The organism is Acidovorax sp. Leaf73 (assembly GCF_916855635.1).
GTDB classification, from domain to species: domain Bacteria; phylum Pseudomonadota; class Gammaproteobacteria; order Burkholderiales; family Burkholderiaceae_C; genus Acidovorax; species Acidovorax facilis.
Genome location: NZ_CAKASI010000004.1, coordinates 1 through 18,791, shown reverse-complemented (window position 1 = coordinate 18,791; position 18,791 = coordinate 1). Strand labels below are relative to the sequence as shown.

The following is an 18,791-nucleotide window of genomic DNA, read 5'->3' as shown; positions in this document are numbered from 1 at the left end:
TCTTTGTTTTGCTTTCTGGTCCGGTTTGACGACCGCATATTGCCTGCCAGCGCCCTGCCATCAAAAGTGGCTGTGGCGTTCCCATCGAACACTCAATCGACTCTCCGATGCTCGCCTTTATATTGCGCCGCCTGATACAGGCTGTGATTGTCATGGTCACGGTGGCCTTCATCTCCTTCATGCTGTTCCAGTACGTGGGAGACCCTGTGGTGTTCCTGCTGGGCCAGGACGCCACTCCCGAGCAGATCCGCGAACTGCGCGCCTCGCTCGGTCTGGACAAGCCCTTTTTCATACAGTTCTGGCATTTCTTGGTCAACGCAGCCCAGGGCGAGTTCGGCCTGAGCCTGCGCCAGGGTGCCAAGGTTTCGCGGCTGATTGCAGAGCGTTTTCCTGCCACACTGGAGCTGGCCTTGGTGGCTGCTTTCCTGGCCCTGGTCATTGGCGTGCCCATGGGCGTGTATGCAGCCCTCAAGCGCGGCACCTTCACAAGCCAGCTGTTCATGACCATCTCACTGCTGGGCGTGTCGCTGCCAACGTTCCTGATCGGCATTCTGCTGATCCTGGTGTTCGCTGTCACCCTGGGCTGGTTCCCCAGCTTCGGGCGCGGTGAAGTGGTACAGATGGGATGGTGGAGCACGGGCCTGCTCAAGGCCAAGGGCTGGCACCACATCACGCTGCCTGCCATCACGCTGGCGATTTTCCAGCTCACGCTGATCATGCGGCTGGTGCGCGCAGAAATGCTGGAGGTGCTGCGCACCGACTACATCAAGTTCGCACGCGCCCGGGGCCTGTCCAATCGCGCCATCCACTTCGGCCACGCGCTCAAGAACACGCTGGTGCCCGTGATGACCATCACCGGACTGCAGCTGGGTGGTCTGATTGCCTTCGCCATCATCACCGAGACCGTGTTCCAGTGGCCCGGCATGGGCCTGCTGTTCATCCAGGCCGTGACCTTTGCCGACATTCCGGTGATGGCCGCCTACCTGTGCCTGATCGCCTTGATCTTTGTGGTGATTAATCTGGTGGTGGACCTGTTGTATTTTGCGGTCGACCCACGCCTGCGCGTAGGCAAGGCAGGAGGGCATTGAATGAACTCCCCCTTGAGTCGCTTCGCGCCATCCCCCCAAAGGGGGGACGCTCCCAGCGCGGCGGGGCGGCCCTTGCGCGGGAGCGCTGGCCTGTGCCGCGCCGGTTTTGCCGGCTGCTGGCGCTGCACGAGCTTTCGGGACGCCTGACATGCAGTCGCTTCGATACAAAGCCGGAGGCCGGGCGTTTGCGCACATCGCGCAGTACCACCCCGAGCTGACCGCACTGCGCCGGGACCTGCATGCCCACCCTGAGCTGGGTTTCGAGGAGATCTACACCAGCACGCGCGTCAAAGAGGCCCTGAAGCTCTGCGGCGTGGACGAGATCCACGACGGCATTGGCCGCACGGGAGTCGTGGGCGTGATCCGCGGCCGCGGCACCTCCAGTGGCAGCATGGTCGGCCTGCGTGCCGACATGGATGCGCTGCCGCTGGCCGAGCACAACGATTTCTCCTGGAAGTCGTGCAAGCCGGGCCTCATGCATGGCTGCGGCCACGACGGCCACACCGCCATGCTGGTGGGGGCTGCGCGCTACCTGGCCGAGACCCGCAACTTCGACGGCACAGCCGTGCTCGTGTTTCAGCCGGGCGAAGAAGGTTTTGCTGGAGCCCGCGTCATGATGGAAGACGGGCTGTTTGACCGTTTCCCGGTGCAGTCCATCTACGCCATGCACAACTGGCCCGCGATGAAGCCCGGCACCGTGGGCATCAACTCCGGGCCCATGATGGCTGCGGCGGATCGCTTCACCATCGAGATCACGGGACGCGGCGGCCACGGTGCCCATGCCTACCAGACGGTGGACGTGCTGGTTGTGGCCGCGCACATCATTACGGCCGCGCAAAGCATCGTCTCGCGCAATGTGCGCCCCATTGAAAGCGCCGTGGTCAGCATCTGCGCCGCACAGGCTGGCGACCTGGGGGCCTTCAGTGTGCTGCCGGGCTCTGCCACCCTGGTGGGCACCGTGCGGACATTTGATCCGGTCGTGCAGGAGATGGTGGAAAAACGCCTCAAGGAGCTGTGCAACGCCATTGCCCTGGGCTTTGGCGCCACGGCCACGGTGCACTACGAGCGCATCTACCCGGCCACGATCAACAGCGAAAGCGAAGCCATCTTTGCCGGCGACGTGGCCGAATCCCTGCTGGGTGCTGACCATGTGGTGCGTGACCTGGAGCCCAGTATGGGCGCCGAGGACTTCGCCTTCATGCTCCAGACCCGCCCCGGTGCCTATCTGCGCATCGGCCAGGGCACAGGGGCCAGTGGCAGCGCCTTGCACAACAGCCGCTACGACTTCAACGACGACATCCTGCCCCTGGGCTCGGCGCTGCACGCAAGCCTTATCGAGCAGGCCATGCCTTTGGCGGCAGCTTGAAGCAACGTCCAGCCAGCCTGCCCATTTGCACTACCGCGCCACGGCCCAACCCTTTCACCCCGCTTTCCCCAACCTGGAGGTTTCCATGAAATTCCATAAAAAAATCGCTCTGACCGCTCTCTTTACCGCGTTGGCGGCGGCGAGCCTGGTGGCCCAAGCTCAGACCATCCGCATCGCCAACCAGGGTGACTCGCTGTCGATGGACCCCCACTCTCTCAATGAGTCGCTGCAGCTGAGCGTCACCGGCAACGTCTATGAGCCGCTGGTCGGCCGCAACAAGGACCTGAGCCTGGCGCCTGCCCTGGCGACGAGCTGGAAGCAGACGTCGCCCACCGTGTGGCGTTTCGAGTTGCGTAAGGGCGTGCAATTCCACGACGGCACCCCTTTCACGGCCGATGACGTGGTGTTCAGCTTCGGGCGCACCCAGGTGGAAGGCTCGGACATGAAGAGCTACACCAACGACTTCAAGGAAGTGCGCAAGATCGACGACCACACGGTCGAAATCGAAACCAAGACCCCCTTCCCGATCCTGCCGGATGTGATCTCGCTCGTGTACATGATGAGCAAGAAGTGGTGCGAGACCAACCAGGCCCTGGGCCCGGTGGACCGCCGCAAGGGCATCGAGAACGCCGCCTCGTTCCGTGCCAACGGCACGGGCCCCTTCCGCCTGCGTGAGCGCCAGCCCAACGTGCGCTCGGTGTTTACACGCAACGGCAGCTACTGGGGCAAGATCGAAGGCAACGTCAGCGAAGTCGTTTTCACCCCCATCGGCAACGATGCGACCCGTGTGGCCGCCCTGCTTTCGGGCGAGGTGGACGTGATGGAACCCGTACCCGTGCAGGACATCGAACGCGTGAACGGCAGCGCCAACACCCGTGCCATCACCGGCCCCGAACTGCGCACCATCTTCCTGGGCATGGACCAAAAGCGTGACGAGCTGCTGTACTCCAACGTCAAGGGCAAGAACCCCTTCAAGGACAAGCGTGTGCGCCAGGCCTTCTACCAGGCCATCGACATCGAAGGGATCAAGAAGACCGTGATGCGTGGTGCATCCAACCCCTCGGCCCTGCTCGTGGGTCCCGGCATCAATGGCTTCCAGCCTGACGCGAAGCGCCTTCCCTACGACGTCGAAGCTGCCAAGAAACTGATGGCCGAAGCCGGCTATCCCAACGGCTTCGAAGTGGCCATGAACTGCCCGAACGACCGCTACGTGAATGATGGCCGCATCTGCCAGACGGTGGCCGCCAACCTCTCGCGCATCAACGTCAAGATCAACCTGCAGGCCGAAACCAAGGGCACCTACTTCCCCAAGGTGCTGCGCCGCGACACCAGCTTTTACATGCTGGGCTGGACGCCCGCCACCTACGACTCGCACAACGCGCTCAACGCCCTCATGCGCTGCGTGGATGACAAGGGGTCCGGCCAGTTCAACCTGGGCGCCTACTGCAACCCCAAGGTCGATGAGCTGACACTCAAGATCCAGGCCGAGACCGACAAGGTCAAGCGCAACGCGATGATCAAGGAAGTCTTCGATCTGCACGCTGCCGATGTTGGCCACATTCCCCTGCACCAGCAAGCGCTGGCCTGGGGCGTGGGCAAGAACGTCAAGCTCGTGCAGCTGGCCGACAACTTCATGCACTTCAAGTGGATGAGCATCACCAAGTAAGAAGGGGTGCAGAAGTCCCTACGTTAGTCGATCGCAGAGAAAAGAGAGAACGACCGGTTCTTTGAAAGTCCACACCAACGCATGGCCGCTACCCGGGCTCTGCGTTGGTGCTTGTTTACTGGTTTCCCACAATGAAAACAACCCTTGCCCGCTGGTTTGACAGCGATGTTGGCTACAGCTTCCGCACATCGCCCATGGCGATGGTGGCCGCTGCCATCGCGCTGATCTGTGTGTTCTGTTCGGTATTTGCCGGATGGGTCGCGCCCCATAACCCCTTTGACCTGGCCACGCTCGAACTCAGCGACGCGCGGCTGCCCCCGGCCTGGAGCGCCGAGGGCTCCATGAAGTACCCCCTGGGCACCGACGACCAGGGCCGGGACATTCTTTCCGCCCTCATCTATGGCGCGCGCATTTCCCTTGTGGTGGGCCTCGCATCGGTGGTGCTGTCCGTGGTGGTGGGCGTGGCGTTTGGACTGCTGGCCGGCTTTCGCGGTGGCTGGATTGATGCCGTGCTCATGCGCCTGTGCGACGTGATGCTGTCGTTCCCCGCCATCCTGGTGGCGCTGCTGATTGCGGGTGTGGGCCGTGCGCTGTTCCCCAACGCGCACGAGTCGCTGGCATTTGGTGTGCTGATCATCTCCATCTCGCTCACGGGCTGGGTGCAGTACGCGCGCACGGTGCGCGGCTCCACCCTGGTCGAGCGCAACAAGGAATACGTGCAGGCTGCCCGCGTGACGGGCGTTTCGCCGCTGCGCATCATGCGCAAGCACGTGCTGCCCAACGTCATGGGCCCTGTGATGGTGCTGGCCACCATCCAGGTGGCCACGGCCATCATCACCGAGGCCACATTGTCCTTCCTGGGCGTGGGCGCACCGCCCACCTCGCCTTCGCTGGGCACGCTGATCCGCATCGGCAACGACTACCTGTTCTCCGGCGAATGGTGGATCACCGTGTTCCCCGGTGCCATGCTGGTGCTGATCGCCCTGAGTGTGAACTTGCTCGGCGACTGGTTGCGTGATGCCCTCAATCCGCGCCTGCGCTGAACAAGAACAAGAAAAGCGATATCCCCATGAGTCTCCTAGAAGTCAAAAACCTCGTTGTCGAATTCCCGGGCCGTCGCGGTACCCTGCGCGCCCTGGACGACATTTCCTTCTCCATTGCACCCGGCGAGATCCTGGGCGTGGTGGGGGAGTCCGGCGCGGGCAAATCGCTCACTGGCGCTGCCATCATCGGCCTGCTGGAGCCCCCGGGCCGCGTGGCATCTGGCCAGATCCTGCTCGAAGGCCAGCGCATCGACAACCTGAGCAATGAGGAAATGCGCCACATCCGTGGCCGCCGCATCGGCGCGATCTTTCAAGACCCGCTGACCTCGCTGAACCCGCTGTACACCGTGGGCCGACAGCTCACTGAAACCATCCTGGCCCACCTGCCGGTCACGCCCGCCGAGGCGCGCCAGCGTGCCATTGCGCTGCTGCAAGACACCGGCATTCCGGCCGCTGCAGAGCGCATCGACCACTACCCGCACCAGTTCTCCGGTGGCATGCGCCAACGCGTGGTGATTGCCCTGGCCCTGGCGGCCGAGCCCAAGCTCATCGTGGCCGATGAGCCCACCACGGCGCTCGACGTGTCCATCCAGGCGCAGATCATCACGCTGCTCAAGAACATCTGCAAATCGCGCGGTGCCGCGGTGATGCTGATCACCCACGACATGGGCGTGATCGCCGAGACCTGCGACCGCGTGGCCGTGCTGTATGCCGGGCGCGTGGCCGAGATCGGCCCCGTGCACGACGTCATCAACAAGCCCTCGCACCCGTACACCAGCGGCCTCATGGCCTCCATCCCTGACATGACGGTGGACCGTGAACGCCTGAACCAGATCGACGGCGCCATGCCCCGCCTGAACGCCATTCCCCAGGGCTGTGCCTACAACCCGCGCTGCCCCCAGACTTTTGACCGCTGCATGACTGATCGCCCCGACCTGATGGACGCAGGCTCCACCCGCGCCGCCTGCTGGCTGCACGCTGGTGCCACGACAAAAACCGAGGTGACCGCATGAGCGCAGCAATGAAAAGCAAGGCTTTGGTGCAGGCGCACGACCTGGCCAAGACTTTTGACGTGTCCGCCCCCTGGCTCAACCGCGTGATCGAGCGCAAGCCCCGCACGCTGCTGCATGCGGTGGACGGCGTGAGTTTCGAGATCGAAAAAGGCAAGACCCTGGCCCTGGTGGGTGAGTCCGGCTGCGGCAAAAGCACCGTGGCGCGCCTGCTGGTGGGTTTGTACGAGCCCACACGCGGCGGCCTCACGTTTGACAACCAGGATGCGCACGCCGCCTTCAAGGGCAACGACGCCAAGGCCATGCGCCGCCGCATCCAGATGATCTTCCAGGACCCGTATGCCAGCCTGAACCCCCGCTGGCTGGTCGAAGACATCATTGGCGAGCCGCTCAAGGAGCATGGCCTCATCACCGACAAGGCTGAGCTCAAGCAGCGCGTGGGTGAACTGCTCAAGTCCGTGGGCCTGTCGCCGCTGGACATGGTGAAATACCCGCACCAGTTCTCCGGCGGCCAGCGTCAGCGCATCTCCATCGCGCGCGCCTTGGCCACCGAGCCCGAGTTCCTGGTGTGCGACGAGCCGACGAGTGCACTTGACGTGTCGGTGCAGGCCCAGGTGCTCAACATCATGAAGGACCTGCAGCGCGAGCGGCATCTCACCTACCTGTTCATCAGCCACAACCTGGCCGTGGTGCGCCACGTCAGCGACCAGGTCGGCGTGATGTACTTGGGCCGCCTGGTGGAGCTGGCCGACAAACACACGTTGTTTGACACGCCCCGCCACCCGTACACCCGCATGCTGCTCGATGCCATCCCCAAGATGCACGACACCGGCAAGGCCCGCACCCCCGTGCAGGGCGAGGTGCCCAACCCGCTGAACCCACCACCCGGTTGCGCCTTCAACCCCCGCTGCCCGCATGTGAACGACCGCTGCCGCTCCGAGCGCCCCCAGCTCAAGAGCATTGGTGGCATCCGCATTGCGTGCCATGCGGTGGAGGAAGGGCGGATCTGATGCCAGCCGCCACGCGGGTTTGCTGACGCGCGGCGGAGGGACTCATCCGGCATTGCTACTGTCGCAGTAGCGATTGCTATCAATAAAATAGCTGCTAGCGCAATGAATACCTGCGCTTGCGGCTATTTTTTCTTGTAAACGCGCAGAAGATGCTCATCCTGGCTCCGCAGTCACTCCTTGGCCGGCTGCCGGCAGGGCCCGCCCCAGCAGGTAGTCAATGCAGGTGCGCACCGCACGCGTCTGGTGGCGGTTGGGCATGTAGAGCATGAACATCTGGGTGCCAAAAATGCTCAACCGCCAGTCGTCCAGCGTGGTCAGCACTTCCCCACTGGACACGGCGTCCTGCACCACGTAATCCGGTACCAGCCCTACGCCCAGCCCTGCCAGGATGCCTTGGCGCAGAAACGGAAAGTGCTCCGAAATGAGGGTGGGCTCCAGCAGGGCTTCCTGGCGCTGGTCACCCCGGTACCCGCGCAGGCGCAGCTGCTTGCCCACCACCCCTGCGGTGATCACCGGCGCGGCCTGCAGCGCTTCAAAGCTTTGGGGCAGCCCATGCGCCTCGGCGTACCCCCGCGATGCGCAGGCGATGTAGCGCACGCTGCCTAGGTCGCGCGCCACCAGCGTGGGTGGGGGCTCGGGCATCACGCGGATGGCGATGTCCACCTCATCGCGGATGAGGTCGTCCACCCGATTTTCAAAGCGCACATCCAGCACGATGCCAGGGTACAGCCGCTTGAAGTCGATCAGCCAGTCTGACATCACCATCTGCCCGTAGCCACTGGGCACGCTCAGGCCCACGCGGCCCTGCAGGCCCTGGCCCAGCGTGGCAATGGTCTCGCGCGCAGCCAGCATCTCGTTCTGAATGGCGCGGCCATGGGCATACAGGCGCAGGCCCACCTCGGTGGGCTCCACCCGGCGCGTGGTGCGGCGCACCAACTGCACACCCACTGACTTTTCGAGCTGGTGCAGGTGGTAGCTGACGTTGGCACGGGACATCTTCAGGTTGCGGGCGGCCTGGCTGAGGTTGCCGGCATCGAGGATGTCGACCAGCACGGTGAGGGAGGTGAGTTCCATTGAACAGGGAGGCGGTGCGGGATGCCGTTGCGGGGGAGTTTGTCAAAAGGCGTTTGACAGTCTGTCAACGGGCTATGTAATTGTCAAGATAACTTCACGCATCAACAATCACAGAGTCATTCACAGGCAGTCAATAGCCATCGACCAGGAGACTTTCCAGCATGGGCGCCGCCATTCCCGCATCTTCCGTTGTCACCACCGCGCTGCAGGGCGATGTGCTTGTCGTCACCATCGACAACCCACCCGTCAACGCCCTGGGCGCCGCCGTGCGCCAGGGCCTGTTGGCCGCCATGCAGCAGGCGCAGGCCGACGCCGCAGTGGCGGCCGTGCTGCTGGTGGGCGCTGGCAAGGCCTTCATTGCCGGGGCGGATATCCGCGAATTCGGCAAGCCACCGGTTGTCCCCATCCTGCCCGAGGTCTGCCGCGCCATCGAAAACCTGAACAAGCCCGTGGTGGCCGTGCTGCACGGTGCGGCGCTGGGCGGCGGTCTCGAAGTGGCTCTGTCAGCCCATTACCGCCTGGCATTGCCTGCCGCTACGCTGGGCCTGCCCGAGGTGAACCTGGGCCTGCTGCCCGGCTCGGGTGGCACGCAGCGTGCCCCGCGCCTGATGGGCGTGCAGACTGCCACCACCCTCATGCTCAGCGGCCAGCCCCTCAAGGCCCAGGCCGCGCTGCAGGCAGGTCTGGTTGACAAGCTGGTGGAGGGCACCGACCCGCTGGCCGCAGGCCTGGCCTATGTGCGCGAACTGCTGGCGGCCAATGCGCCCGTGCGCCGCACGCGTGACTTGGCCATTGCCGAGCCGCAGGCTGCGCTGGCCTGGCTCGAAGAGCAAAAGACCGAGACGGCCAAGAAGTCGCGCGGCCTGTTCTCTCCCCTCAAGATCATCGAATGCGTGCAGGCCGCGCTGCAGTTGCCTTTCGACGAAGGCATGGCCCGCGAGCGAGCGCTGTTCATGGAATGCATCGACAGCCCGCAACGCGCCGGGCTCATCCACGCCTTTTTTGCCGAGCGTGAAGTGGTCAAGGTGCCCGAGGCCCAGGCCGCGCAGCCACGCCCCGTGGCCAGCATCGCCGTCATTGGGGGTGGCACCATGGGTGCGGGCATTGCCGTGGCCGCGCTGGATGCGGGCCTGCCCGTGTCCATGATCGAGCGCGATGCTGAGTCCATCGCCCGGGGCCGCGCCAATGTCGAGAAGGTCTACAACGCCCTGGTCGCCAAAGGCCGCATGACCGATGCTGCCAAGGCCGCCGTGATGGCACGCTACACCGGCAGCACCGATTACGCCGACATCTCCCAGGTGGACCTGGTGATTGAGGCCGTGTTTGAAGACATCGAGGTCAAGAAGGCCGTGTTCCGCGAGCTGGACCGCGTGTGCAAGCCCGGCGCTGTTCTTGCCACCAATACGTCGTACCTCGACATTGACGCCATTGCCGCTGCCACTAGCCGCCCGCAGGACGTGATTGGCCTGCACTTCTTCAGCCCCGCCAACATCATGAAGCTGCTGGAGATCGTGGTGCCCGCCAAAGTGGCGCCCGATGTGGTCGCCACGGCGTTTGAACTGGCCAAAAAACTCAAAAAGGTGCCCGTGCGCGCCGGTGTGTGCGACGGCTTCATCGGCAACCGCATCCTGGCCGTGTACAAGCAGGCCGCCGACTACCTGCTGGAAGACGGTGCCAGCCCGTACGAGATCGACGCCGCCGTGCGCGGTTTCGGCTTTGCCATGGGCCCCTTCCAGGTGACAGACCTGGCCGGTGGCGACATTGGTTGGGCCACCCGCAAGCGCCGTGCTGCGACGCGTGACCCCCAGGCCCGCTATGTGGAAATTGCCGACCGCATCTGCGAGCGCGGCTGGTTCGGGCAGAAGACGGGGCACGGTTTTTACCTCTACCCCGAAGGCTCCCGCACGGGCCAGCCCGACCCCGAAGTGCTGGCCATTGTGGATGCCGAGCGCGCCAAGAAAGGCGTCACGCCCCGCAGCTTCAGCGCCGACGAGATCATGCGCCGCTACATGGCCGCCATGGTCAACGAAGGGGCCAATGTGGTGCACGAGGGCATTGCCCTGCGCCCGCTGGATGTGGATGTGGCCTTTGTCGCAGGCTACGGCTTTCCGCGCCACCGTGGCGGCCCCATGAAGTGGGCCGACATGACGGGGCTGGAAAAGGTGCTGGCCGACATCGAGGCCTTTGCCAAGGAAGACCCGCTGTTTTGGAAGCCCTCGCCTTTGCTGGTGCAACTGGTGCGGGAAGGGCGCAACTTTGACAGCCTGAACCAGGCTGAAAAGAGCTGAGCCTGCCTCGCGATTCGGTTTTCAGATTCATCAAATTCAAATCATTTTGGCCTCTAGCGCTTGATTAATAAGCGCAAGCAGCTATTAAATCAGGAGCAAATCATGCGTGAAGCCGTCATCGTTTCCACCGCCCGCACCCCGCTGACCAAGTCGCACCGGGGCGAGTTCAACGCCACGCCCGGCCCGCAGCTGGCGGCCTTTTCCGTCAAGGCGGCGGTCGAGCGCTCGGGCATCGACCCCGAGCTGATCGAAGACCTGGTGATGGGCTGCGGCTACCCCGAGGGCATCACCGGCAAGAACATTGGCCGCCAGACCGCGCTGCGCGCGGGCCTGCCCCTCTCGGTGGCGGGCATGGTGGCCAGCCGGTTTTGCGCATCGGGTCTGCAGTCGGTGGCGATTGCCGCAGGCCGCATCGTGGCCGAAGGCGTGCCCGCCATGGTGGCCGGCGGGGTGGAGAGCATCTCGGCCATCCGCGCAGGCAACCCGGCAGACATCGACCCCTGGCTGCAAGAGCACAAGCCCGACCTCTACATGGCCATGATCGATACCGCCGACATCGTGGCCCACCGCTACGGCATCAGCCGCGAAGACCAGGACCTGTTCTCGCTGCAAAGCCAGCAACGCACCGCCGCCGCACAGCAAGGCGGCGTGTTCGCCGACGAGATCGTGCCCTGCACCACGCGCATGATGGAAAAGAACAAGGAGACCGGCGAGGTCACCTACCGCGAAGTGACGGCCACGCACGACAACTGCAATCGCGCCAGCACCACGCTGGAAGGCCTTGCCAAGCTGGAGCCGGTGAAAGGTCCGGGCCAGTTCATCACCGCAGGCAACGCCTCGCAGCTGTCCGACGGCTCCAGCGCCTGCGTGCTCATGGAAGCGAAAGAAGCCGAGCGCCGGGGCCTGCAGCCCCTGGGCGCGTTCCGTGGCTTTGCGGTGGCCGGTTGCGAGCCCGACGAAATGGGCATTGGCCCCGTGTTTGCCGTGCCCAAGCTGCTGGCGCGCCACGGCCTCACGGTGCAGGACATTGACCTGTGGGAGATGAACGAAGCCTTTGCCTCGCAGGCCCTGTACTGCCAGCGCCGCCTGGGCATTCCGACCGAGCGGCTGAACGTGAACGGCGGAGCGATTGCCATTGGCCACCCCTTCGGCATGACCGGCGCGCGCCTGGTGGGCCACCTGCTGCTCGAAGGCCGCCGCCGCAAGGCCAAGTACGGCGTGGTGACGATGTGCATTGCCGGTGGCATGGGCGCTGCAGGCCTCTTCGAAATCTTCTGACCGTGCGCCACACCACCGAACTCTGAGACTGCAAGCGACCCGATATGGACCTGAATTTCACCCCCCAAGAGGAAGCCTTCCGCGCCGAGGTGCAGGCTTTCTTGAAAGCCAAGCTGCCCGAACGCATCGCCACCAAGGTCAAGGCCGGGCAGCGCCTGTCCAAGGCCGACCAGGATGAGTGGCACGCCATCCTGAACGAGCGCGGCTGGCTGGCCAACCACTGGCCCAAGGCCTACGGCGGCCCCGGTTGGGGTGCGGTCGAGAAGTTCATCTTTGACACCGAATGCGCCCTGGCCGGTGGCCCGCGCATCGTGCCCTTTGGCGTGAACATGCTGGGCCCGGTGCTCATCAAGTTTGGCAACGAGGCGCAGAAAAAATACTGGCTGCCGCGCATCCTGAGCGGTGAGGACTGGTGGTGCCAGGGCTATTCCGAACCCGGCGCGGGCTCGGACCTGGCTTCCGTGAAGACCACGGCAGTGCGAGTCACGGACGAAACAGGTGACCACTACATCGTCAACGGCCAGAAGACCTGGACCACCCAGGGCCAGCACGCCAACATGATCTTCTGCCTGGTGCGCACCGACCGCGAGGCCAAGGCGCAATCGGGTATCAGCTTTTTGCTGGTGGACATGCAATCGCCCGGCGTGGAGCTGCGTCCCATCCGCACGCTCGATGGCGACAAGGAAGTCAACGAAGTCTTCTTCACCGATGTGAAGGTGCCGGTGGAAAACCTGGTGGGCGAGGAGAACAAGGGCTGGACGTATGCCAAGTACCTGCTGACCTACGAGCGCACCGGCATCGCAGGTGTGGGTTTTTGCATCGCTGCGCTGGCCAAGCTCCAGGTGATTGCCGCCAAGGTCATGAAAAACGGAAAGCCGCTGGACCAGGATCCGTTGTTTGCCGCCCGCATGGCCCAGGTCGAGATCGACCTGGAGAACATGAAGACCACCAACCTGCGCGTGATTGCCGCCGTGGCGGGTGGCGGAGTGCCGGGTGCAGAAAGCTCCATGCTCAAGATTCGGGGCACCGAGATCCGCCAGGAAATTTTGTCGCTCATCCGCCGCGCTGTGGGCCCGTACGCGCTGCCTTTCATCGAAGAAGCGCAGTACGAAGGCTATGCCGATGAACCCGTGGGCCCGAAGGAGGCCGCGACGGCAGCCGCCAACTACTTCAACTACCGCAAGCTGTCGATCTTTGGCGGCTCCAATGAAATCCAGAAGAACATCATTTCAAAAATGATTTTGGGCCTGTGAGGTTGCCGCGATGAACTTTGAACATACCGAAGACCGCCGCATGCTGGCGGACACCCTGAACCGTTTTGTGGCCGAGCAGTACGGGGTCGAGACGCGCAACCACATCGCCTACGGCGACAGCGGCATGGACGCGGCGCTGTGGAGCCGCTTTGCCGAACTGGGCGCGGTTGGCGCGCTCTTCCCCGAAGCCGACGGCGGCTTTGGCGGCGCAGGCTTCGACGTGGCCGTGGTGTTTGAAGCCCTGGGCGCAGGCTTGGTGGCCGAGCCGTTTGTGGGTGCACTCATGGTGGGCCGGGCATTGGGCCTGGCGGGCAGCGCAGCGCAGAAGGAACACATCGCCAGCATCATCGACGGCAGCACCGTGGCGACCCTGGCGCACGAGGAAGCCGGCGCGCACTACGCCCTGGACCGCGTGACCACCCGCGCCGTGCGCAATGGCGACGGCTGGTTGCTCACCGGCCACAAGGCCGTGGTGCTGCATGGCGACCAGGCTCAACTGCTGTTGGTCAGTGCCCGCACAGCGGGCGCTGTGGACGATGAAGACGGCATCTCGCTGTTCCTGGTGCCCGCCGATACCGCAGGCCTGAGCCGCCGTGGCATGGGGCGCATCGATGGCGGCCGTGTGGCAGAAGTCAGCTTGCAGAATGTGCAGGTGGGTGCCGATGCACTGCTGGGCACTGAAGGGCAGGGCTTTGCCACGCTGGAACATGCCGTGGGCTGGGGCATTCTGGCCGTGTGCGCCGAGGCGCTGGGCGCCATGGATGTGGCCAAGAAGCACACGCTGGAATACCTGCAAACGCGCAAGCAATTTGGCGTGCCCATCGGCAGCTTTCAGGCCCTGCAGCACCGCATGGCTGACCTGCTGCTGGAAGTGGAGCAGGCGCGCTCTGCCGTCATCAACGCAGCGGCCGCCATGGAAAGCACTGACCGCACCGAGCGCGAGCGTGCGCTGTCGGCCGCCAAGGTCACCATGGGCCGCATTGGCGCGCTGGTGGCGGAGGAAAGCATTCAGCTGCACGGCGGCATTGGCATGACGTGGGAGCTGCCGCTGTCGCACTACGCCAAGCGCCTCATCATGGTGGACCACCAGTTTGGCGATGAAGACCACCACCTGGCGCGCTTCATTGCGCTGGGCCGGAGCTGAAGCCATGGAGCAGCCACTGCCTCTGCTGCAACGCCGCGAGGGCGCGGTGCTCGTGCTCTCCAACAACAACCCTGCCGCGCGCAATGCGCTGTCGCCCGCCTTCTATGCGGCGCTGACCGAGGCACTGACACAGGCCGAGGCCGACCCCACCGTGGGCGCCATCGTGCTCACGGGTGAAGACGGGCACTTTTGCGCGGGCGGCGACCTGCGCCAGTTGGCCAAGCGGCGCGAGCTGCCCGTGGAAGAGCGCCGCGCCAAGCTCGAAGGCCTGCACGACCTGATCCGCACCGTGCGCGACTGCCGCAAGCCGGTCATTGCCGCGGTGGAGGGCGCTGCGGCGGGCGCCGGCCTGTCGCTGGCGCTGGCCTGCGACATGCTGGTGGCTGCGCGCAATGCCGTGTTCTCGGTCGCGTATGTGAAGGTGGGCCTCACGCCCGACGGCGGTGCTACCGCCTTCCTGGCCGAGTTTGTGTCCCGCCAGGTGTTGACCGAGCTGTGCCTCACGGGCGAACGCATCTCCGGCGAGCGGCTGCATGCGCTCGGCCCCGTCAACCGCCTGGCCGAGCCGGGCGAGGCACTCGCCCAGGCCGTGGCCCTGGCTGCGCAAGTTGCCACCGGGCCTGACACCGCGATGGCGAACATCAAGGCCCTGTGCCGCAGCGCCTATGTGCAGTCGCTGGCTGACCAGCTGGAGCTTGAGGCACAGCTGATGGTGCTGTCACAGGCCACCGAAGAATCCCGCGAAGGCATCGCTGCGTTTCTGGAAAAGCGCCCGGCCGATTTCGCACGCTTGCGCCAGGCTCCTGCCACTGCCGCTACCCAACCCGACACTACGAAATGACCACTACAACACCGACACCCCCGCTGCCCGAGGGCATGGACTTCCCGCTCGACGGCGTGCGCGTGCTCGACCTCTCGCGCGTGTTTGCCGGGCCGCTGTGCGGCCAGGTGCTGGCCGACTTTGGCGCTGACGTCATCAAGGTGGAGCACCCCGGCCGGGGCGACGACACCCGCGACTGGGGCATGCGCATCGGCAAGACCGAGACCACCTACTACAACAGCATGAACCGCAACAAGCGGTCCATCACGGTGGATTTGCAGACGCCCGAAGGCGTGAAGATCATCCGCGATTTGCTGCCGCAGTGCGATGTGGTGATCCAGAACTTCAAGACCGGTGGTGCCGAGAAGCTGGGCCTGGGCTACGAGCAGCTCAAGGCCATCAAGCCCGACCTCATCTACTGCTCGGTGGCGGGCTACGACAGTTCCGGCCCCGAGGCCAAGCGACCCGGCTACGACCTGGTGATTCAAGGCGAGGCCGGGCTGATGGCGCTGAACGGCGAGGCCAGCCAGCCACCGCTGAAGTTCGGCGTGGCTGCCGTGGACATGATGACCGGCATGTACGCGGCGCAGGCCGTGCTGGCCGCGCTGTTTCGCCGCAGCACTACGGGCAAGGGCCGCCACATCGAAATGGCGCTGTACGACTGCGGCCTGATGATCACCGGCTACTACGGGCTCGACGCCATGCTGCTGGGCCACGACCCGCAGCGCTACGGCAATGCCCACCCGTCCATCGTGCCCTACGGCATGTTCGAGGCACAGGATGGTCCGCTCATCATCGCCGTGGGCAACAACAGCCAGTTCGACAAGTTCTGCCGCCAGGTGGTGATGCGCCCGGATATCGTCGAAGACCCACGTTACGCCACCAACGTCGAGCGTGCCCGCAATCGACTGACCCTGTTGCCCCAGATGAAGGCGCTGATCGCCAGCTTCCCGCGTGATGTGCTTCTCGAACGCCTGAGCGCTGCTGGCATCCCTTGCGGCAGGGTGGCCGGCCTGCACGAGGCGCTGACCAGCGAGCGTACGCGCCGCGGCGGCCTGCTGCAGGAAATGCCCCACCCCGTGGCGGGCACTACGCATGTGTTCGCGCCGCCTTATCGACTCGATGGGCAGCGCCTGCCCATCCGCAACGCCCCGCCCACGCTGGGCGCCGCCACGCGGGAGGTGCTGCAGCAACTGCTGCAGCTGCCCGAGGCAGAGCTTGAAGCCCTGCGCGACAAGGGCGTGCTCACGCTTCCGTCGCTCTAAATACTATAAAAATAATAGCTTTAATCGCTTGCTGGGTAAGCGCTGGAGCAAATTTTCAACCTCAACCAGGAGACAAACATGAACATCACCCACATTCACCGCCGCCGCGTCCTGCAGGGCTTGGCCGCCTTGGCCAGCACCGGCCTGCTGGGTTCCGCCATGGCCCAGTCGGGCAAGGAGGCCTGGCCCAGCAAGCCCATCAAGCTGATCGTGCCCTACCAGGCCGGTGGCGCCACCGACATCACCGCCCGCACGCTGGGCGAGAAGCTTTCGGCACGCCTGGGCCAGCCCGTGCTGGTAGACAACCGCGGTGGTGCGGGCGGTGTGACCGGCACTGACCAGGCGCTCAAGTCACCGGCCGACGGTTACACGCTGCTGGTGTCGCTGGGTACCACCATGCTGATCAACCAGTACCTGTACGAGCGCCTGCCGTACCAGCCGCAAAAGGACCAGGCCCTCATCACGCAGATCGCCCTGGCTCCGGTGGTGCTGCTGGTGCATCCGCAGCTGCCGGTGTCCACCGCGGCCGAGCTGATGAGCTATATCGACCGCAACAAGGGCAAGGTCGCCTACGGCTCGTGGGGCATGGGCTCGTATGCCCACCTGGCTGGCGCCTGGCTGTCCGACAAGCACAAGGCCGACATGAATCATGTGGCCTACAGGGGCGAGGCGCCCATGCTGCAGGACCTGGTGGGCGGGCAGTTGCAAATGGCATTTGCTAGCCTGCAGTCGGCCCGGCCGTACATTGATTCCGGCCGCCTCAAGCCGCTGGCCGTGACGGGCACCCAGCGCATGGATGCGCTTCCCAAGCTGGCCACCATGGCCGAGCAGGGCATCAAGGACGAGGTGTTCCAGGTGACAGGCTGGTTGGGCATGAGCGCCCCGGCCAACACCCCGCCGGAGGTCGTGGCCCGCCTGGGCCGCGAGCTGCAGGCCGTGATTGCGCTGCCTGAGGTGCGTGAGCGCATCCAGCAGATGGGTTTCATCCCCGTCGGCAGCAGCCCCGAACAGTTCGGCGCCCAGTTCAAAAAAGATGCACCCGTCTGGGAGCGCGTGGTCAAGGTGTCCGGCGCCAAGCTGGACTGATGCAACCCCTCCAACAACCTGAGCCCGTTTTGACCCCAATGTTTGTCTCTCGCACCTTCGCAGCCCGCCGCGCCGTGCTGGCCGTGTCCGCCGCTCTGGCGGCCAGCGCCCTGTGGGGCGCGGCCCCGGCACACGCCCAAGCCTGGCCCAGCAGGATGATCAAGCTGGTGGTGCCCTTCCCGGCAGGCGGCCCTACCGATACTGCCTCGCGCATCGTGGGCCAACGCCTGGTCGAACGGCTGGGCCAGCCCGTGGTGGTGGAAAACCGTGCAGGTGCTTCGGGCTCCATCGCTGCCGCCCAGGTGGCCAAGAGCCCGGCCGACGGCTACACGCTGATGATGCTGGCCACGCCCACGCTGCTGGCGCCGCATCTGTACAAGAAGGCGGGCTACGACACGGTGAAAGACTTCACGCCCGTGGCCACGGTGTACGACCTGCCCATCGTCGTGGTGGTCAATCCTGCCCAGATGCCTTCTGTGACCGATCTGCAAAAGCTCATTACCCATGCCAAGGCCCGGCCAGGTCAGCTCAACTACACCAGCTCAGGTGCGGGCAGCTTTGGCCATTTGAGCATGGAGCTGCTCAAGCAGATGGGGGGCTTTGAAATGCAGCACATTCCCTACAAAGGGGGCGTGCCCGCCATTACCGACACCATCGGCGGCCAGGTGCCGCTGATGTACGCCGATCTGGTGGCTGCGCTGCCGCACATCCAGACGGGGAAGCTGCGCGCCATCGCAGTGGGGTCGCCCCAGCGCGTGGCCATGCTGCCCGATGTCAAGACCATCGCCGAGCAGGGCTTCAAGGGCTACGAGGCCGTCTCGTGGGGTGGTCTGCTGGCGCCGCCCGGTACGCCCAAAGCCGTGGTGGACCGCATCGCAACCGAGGTGCAGCAAATCCTGGCCGAGAAGGACACGCAGGACAAGTTGTTGACTGCAGGCGCCATCGCTGCATACCAAGCGCCCGACAAGATGGCCCGCCGCATTCAGCAGGACTACGTCAAGTGGGGTACTGTGATCCGCGACAAGGGCATCTCGAACGAGTAAGCCTGCGCACCCGCTCTCCCACAACAAAAATCAAGGAAAACATTCCCATGAAAGTTCTCGTCCCTGTCAAGCGCGTGGTGGACTACAACGTGAAGGTCCGCGTGAAGTCGGACAGCACGGGTGTGGACATCGCCAACGTGAAGATGAGCATGAACCCCTTTGACGAAATCGCCGTTGAAGAGGCCGTGCGCCTGAAAGAAAAAGGCCTGGTGACCGAAGTCATCGCAGTTTCCTGCGGCGTGGCCCAGTGCCAGGAAACCCTGCGCACTGCCATGGCCATCGGTGCAGACCGCGCCATCCTGGTGGAAACCGACGTCGAGCTGCAGCCCCTGGCCGTTGCCAAGATCCTCAAGGCCC

Annotated in this window: 15 protein-coding genes and 1 pseudogene; 15 read left to right on the top strand and 1 reads right to left on the bottom strand. The window is 64.6% G+C overall.

All coding sequences use genetic code 11. The annotated features are described in order from the left end of the window. Positions 1 to 107: 107 nt before the first annotated feature. From LPA35_RS13345 to LPA35_RS13320, 6 genes are all read left to right on the top strand, one after another. Positions 108 to 1,088, top strand: a complete 981-nt coding sequence (locus LPA35_RS13345; RefSeq protein ID WP_055398533.1) for an ABC transporter permease — start codon at positions 108 to 110, stop codon at positions 1,086 to 1,088. Positions 1,089 to 1,236: 148 nt separating this feature from the next. Further along, a complete protein-coding gene (locus LPA35_RS13340) occupies positions 1,237 to 2,454 on the top strand; it encodes a M20 aminoacylase family protein (protein ID WP_228897320.1) in 1,218 nt (405 codons plus the stop codon). A gap of 85 nt (positions 2,455 to 2,539) precedes the next feature. Further along, on the top strand, positions 2,540 to 4,120 hold the full coding sequence (locus tag LPA35_RS13335) for an ABC transporter substrate-binding protein (protein ID WP_029413932.1): 1,581 nt from the start codon (positions 2,540 to 2,542) through the stop codon (positions 4,118 to 4,120). 131 nt (positions 4,121 to 4,251) lie between these two features. Then, positions 4,252 to 5,163, top strand: coding sequence for an ABC transporter permease (locus LPA35_RS13330; protein ID WP_055398531.1), 912 nt, complete (start codon positions 4,252 to 4,254; stop codon positions 5,161 to 5,163). A gap of 26 nt (positions 5,164 to 5,189) precedes the next feature. Continuing rightward, on the top strand, positions 5,190 to 6,176 hold the full coding sequence (locus LPA35_RS13325; RefSeq protein WP_121422335.1) for an ABC transporter ATP-binding protein: 987 nt from the start codon (positions 5,190 to 5,192) through the stop codon (positions 6,174 to 6,176). After that, entirely contained in the window at positions 6,173 to 7,183 is a 1,011-nt protein-coding gene (locus tag LPA35_RS13320; RefSeq protein WP_228897319.1) for an ABC transporter ATP-binding protein, read from the top strand. The genes LPA35_RS13325 and LPA35_RS13320 overlap by 4 nt, the downstream gene beginning before the upstream one ends. Before the next feature lie 153 nt (positions 7,184 to 7,336). Here the strand turns inward: LPA35_RS13320 and LPA35_RS13315 are convergent, their stop codons facing one another. Further along, positions 7,337 to 8,257, bottom strand: coding sequence for a LysR family transcriptional regulator (locus tag LPA35_RS13315; RefSeq protein WP_056745237.1), 921 nt, complete (start codon positions 8,255 to 8,257; stop codon positions 7,337 to 7,339). Positions 8,258 to 8,418: 161 nt separating this feature from the next. Between LPA35_RS13315 and LPA35_RS13310 the strand changes: the two genes are divergently transcribed. From LPA35_RS13310 to LPA35_RS13270, 9 genes and pseudogenes are all read left to right on the top strand, one after another. Further along, complete coding sequence (locus tag LPA35_RS13310; protein WP_228897318.1) at positions 8,419 to 10,545, top strand: 3-hydroxyacyl-CoA dehydrogenase NAD-binding domain-containing protein; 2,127 nt, start codon at positions 8,419 to 8,421, stop codon at positions 10,543 to 10,545. 102 nt (positions 10,546 to 10,647) lie between these two features. Continuing rightward, positions 10,648 to 11,823 carry an acetyl-CoA C-acyltransferase gene (locus LPA35_RS13305; RefSeq protein ID WP_228897317.1) on the top strand — a complete coding sequence of 392 codons (1,176 nt, stop codon included), beginning with the start codon at positions 10,648 to 10,650 and terminating at the stop codon, positions 11,821 to 11,823. 44 nt (positions 11,824 to 11,867) lie between these two features. Continuing rightward, positions 11,868 to 13,076 carry an acyl-CoA dehydrogenase family protein gene (locus LPA35_RS13300; protein WP_228897316.1) on the top strand — a complete coding sequence of 403 codons (1,209 nt, stop codon included), beginning with the start codon at positions 11,868 to 11,870 and terminating at the stop codon, positions 13,074 to 13,076. Between the two features lie 10 nt (positions 13,077 to 13,086). Next, positions 13,087 to 14,220, top strand: coding sequence for an acyl-CoA dehydrogenase family protein (locus LPA35_RS13295; protein WP_228897315.1), 1,134 nt, complete (start codon positions 13,087 to 13,089; stop codon positions 14,218 to 14,220). 4 nt (positions 14,221 to 14,224) lie between these two features. After that, entirely contained in the window at positions 14,225 to 15,061 is an 837-nt protein-coding gene (locus tag LPA35_RS13290) for an oxepin-CoA hydrolase, alternative type (RefSeq protein ID WP_228897314.1), read from the top strand. After that, the gene (locus tag LPA35_RS13285; RefSeq protein ID WP_121422342.1) at positions 15,058 to 16,305 is read left to right on the top strand and encodes a CaiB/BaiF CoA-transferase family protein; all 1,248 of its coding nucleotides are present in this window, start codon (positions 15,058 to 15,060) and stop codon (positions 16,303 to 16,305) included. Before LPA35_RS13290 ends, LPA35_RS13285 begins: the two co-directional genes overlap by 4 nt. 78 nt (positions 16,306 to 16,383) lie before the next feature. After that, entirely contained in the window at positions 16,384 to 17,391 is a 1,008-nt protein-coding gene (locus LPA35_RS13280; RefSeq protein ID WP_121507517.1) for a tripartite tricarboxylate transporter substrate binding protein, read from the top strand. Between the two features lie 38 nt (positions 17,392 to 17,429). Continuing rightward, entirely contained in the window at positions 17,430 to 18,434 is a 1,005-nt protein-coding gene (locus LPA35_RS13275; RefSeq protein WP_228897313.1) for a tripartite tricarboxylate transporter substrate binding protein, read from the top strand. Between the two features lie 47 nt (positions 18,435 to 18,481). After that, positions 18,482 to 18,791 (top strand): annotated as a pseudogene (locus tag LPA35_RS13270) (electron transfer flavoprotein subunit beta/FixA family protein); the annotation flags it as partial.

Excerpts from the sequence above, each read along its gene's own strand:
- LPA35_RS13295 (WP_228897315.1), top strand. The coding sequence starts at position 13,087 with ATGAACTTTGAACATACCGAAGACCGCCGCATGCTGGCGGACACCCTG.
- LPA35_RS13330 (WP_055398531.1), top strand. The coding sequence starts at position 4,252 with ATGAAAACAACCCTTGCCCGCTGGTTTGACAGCGATGTTGGCTACAGC.
- LPA35_RS13320 (WP_228897319.1), top strand. The coding sequence starts at position 6,173 with ATGAGCGCAGCAATGAAAAGCAAGGCTTTGGTGCAGGCGCACGACCTG.
- LPA35_RS13285 (WP_121422342.1), top strand. The coding sequence starts at position 15,058 with ATGACCACTACAACACCGACACCCCCGCTGCCCGAGGGCATGGACTTC.
- LPA35_RS13305 (WP_228897317.1), top strand. The coding sequence starts at position 10,648 with ATGCGTGAAGCCGTCATCGTTTCCACCGCCCGCACCCCGCTGACCAAG.
- LPA35_RS13340 (WP_228897320.1), top strand. The coding sequence starts at position 1,237 with ATGCAGTCGCTTCGATACAAAGCCGGAGGCCGGGCGTTTGCGCACATC.
- LPA35_RS13300 (WP_228897316.1), top strand. The coding sequence starts at position 11,868 with ATGGACCTGAATTTCACCCCCCAAGAGGAAGCCTTCCGCGCCGAGGTG.
- LPA35_RS13325 (WP_121422335.1), top strand. The coding sequence starts at position 5,190 with ATGAGTCTCCTAGAAGTCAAAAACCTCGTTGTCGAATTCCCGGGCCGT.
- LPA35_RS13345 (WP_055398533.1), top strand. The coding sequence starts at position 108 with ATGCTCGCCTTTATATTGCGCCGCCTGATACAGGCTGTGATTGTCATG.
- LPA35_RS13335 (WP_029413932.1), top strand. The coding sequence starts at position 2,540 with ATGAAATTCCATAAAAAAATCGCTCTGACCGCTCTCTTTACCGCGTTG.
- LPA35_RS13310 (WP_228897318.1), top strand. The coding sequence starts at position 8,419 with ATGGGCGCCGCCATTCCCGCATCTTCCGTTGTCACCACCGCGCTGCAG.
- LPA35_RS13290 (WP_228897314.1), top strand. The coding sequence starts at position 14,225 with ATGGAGCAGCCACTGCCTCTGCTGCAACGCCGCGAGGGCGCGGTGCTC.
- LPA35_RS13315 (WP_056745237.1), bottom strand. The coding sequence starts at position 8,257 with ATGGAACTCACCTCCCTCACCGTGCTGGTCGACATCCTCGATGCCGGC.
- LPA35_RS13275 (WP_228897313.1), top strand. The coding sequence starts at position 17,430 with ATGTTTGTCTCTCGCACCTTCGCAGCCCGCCGCGCCGTGCTGGCCGTG.
- LPA35_RS13280 (WP_121507517.1), top strand. The coding sequence starts at position 16,384 with ATGAACATCACCCACATTCACCGCCGCCGCGTCCTGCAGGGCTTGGCC.